Source organism: Candidatus Sodalis sp. SoCistrobi (genome assembly GCF_900143145.1).
Taxonomy (GTDB): domain Bacteria; phylum Pseudomonadota; class Gammaproteobacteria; order Enterobacterales; family Enterobacteriaceae; genus SoCistrobi.
This window is the reverse complement of sequence record NZ_FRDB01000385.1, coordinates 1-1,049: the sequence shown is the minus strand read 5'-3', so window position 1 is coordinate 1,049 and position 1,049 is coordinate 1. Positions and strand designations below refer to the sequence as shown.

At 58.7% G+C, this 1,049-nt stretch carries 1 protein-coding gene; it reads left to right on the top strand.

Going from position 1 to position 1,049, the window contains the following annotated elements; genetic code table 11:
- Nucleotides 1–1,049: elongation factor Tu (tuf, locus tag CINSTRO3249_RS16035; RefSeq protein WP_074013917.1), on the top strand; the 1,049-nt coding region annotated here is incomplete at both ends.

Sequence of the window (1,049 nt, the reverse complement as noted above, 5' to 3'; positions counted from 1 at the left end):
CACGTTAACGTCGGTACTATCGGCCACGTTGACCATGGTAAAACGACCCTGACCGCCGCCATCACCACCGTTCTGGCCAAGGCCTACGGCGGTAGCGCGCGCGCATTCGATCAGATCGACAACGCGCCGGAAGAAAAGGCCCGTGGTATCACCATCAACACCTCGCACGTTGAATACGATACCCCGACTCGCCACTACGCCCACGTAGACTGCCCGGGACACGCCGACTATGTGAAAAACATGATCACCGGCGCGGCGCAGATGGACGGCGCTATTCTGGTCGTAGCTGCTACCGATGGCCCGATGCCGCAGACTCGCGAACACATCCTGCTGGGTCGCCAGGTCGGCGTACCGTACATCATCGTGTTCATGAACAAATGCGACATGGTCGATGACGAAGAGCTGCTGGAACTGGTTGAAATGGAAGTGCGCGAACTGCTGTCGCAGTACGACTTCCCGGGCGACGACACGCCGGTTATCCGTGGTTCAGCGCTGAAAGCGCTGGAAGGCGACGAAGCCTGGACCGCCAAGATCATCGAACTGGCAGAAGCGCTGGACAGCTACATCCCGGAACCGGAACGCGCCATTGACAAGCCGTTCCTGCTGCCGATCGAAGACGTGTTCTCCATCTCCGGCCGCGGTACCGTGGTCACCGGTCGTGTAGAGCGCGGCATCGTCAAAGTGGGTGAAGAAGTGGAAATCGTCGGCATCAAAGACACCACCAAAACTACCTGCACCGGCGTTGAAATGTTCCGTAAACTGCTGGACGAAGGCCGTGCCGGTGAGAACGTGGGCGTCCTGCTGCGCGGTACCAAGCGTGATGACGTTGAGCGTGGTCAGGTTCTGGCCAAGCCGGGCTCGATCAAGCCGCACACCCAGTTTGAATCGGAAGTGTATATTCTGAGCAAAGACGAAGGCGGCCGCCACACGCCGTTCTTCAAAGGCTACCGCCCGCAGTTCTACTTCCGTACCACTGACGTGACCGGTACCATCGAACTGCCGGAAGGCGTTGAAATGGTGATGCCTGGCGACAACATCAAGATGGTTGT